Genomic DNA, 421 nt, shown 5'->3' with positions numbered 1-421 from the left:
GATTGAGCATCGAACCATTGGCCAGCAGATAGACGGTTTTGTCGGCCATGCGGTAGGCGTTGATATACGGCATCACCTCTTCCTGGGGGTACTGGCGCAGGTAATCGCCGTCGATCTCTTCCGCCACGTGGCCGACGTTAAGGATAAATACTCCCGCTTTCGCCCGGTCCAGCGCCTGGCGATTAACCACGTTTTTACCGCCTGTCGCCGTGGCCACCACGTCCGCCGAGGCGATAGCCTCCTGGAGGTCCACCACGTGCCAGCCGTCGTAGGCCGCCTGCAGACGGCGGGCAGGATCGATCTCCGCCACCATCACCTGACCGCCAAAAGCTTTTGCCGCCGCCGCGACGCCCTGGCCGACCAGGCCGTAGCCGATCACCAGCACTTTTTTCTCATGCAGGGTGAGGTGAGTGGTCTGGAA

At 61.8% G+C, this 421-nt stretch carries 1 protein-coding gene; it reads right to left on the bottom strand.

All coding sequences use genetic code 11. From position 1 onward, the window contains the following. A partial coding sequence (locus ACEWB7_RS18065; RefSeq protein ID WP_411581096.1) for an adenosylhomocysteinase occupies nt 1-421 on the bottom strand: 421 nt, incomplete at both ends.

The sequence above is a fragment of the Acinetobacter sp. NIOH-H-8 genome, assembly GCF_046635365.1.
GTDB lineage: Bacteria > Pseudomonadota > Gammaproteobacteria > Pseudomonadales > Moraxellaceae > Acinetobacter.
The sequence above is the reverse complement of the archived record's forward strand: the minus strand, read 5'-3'. Positions and strand labels throughout refer to the sequence as shown.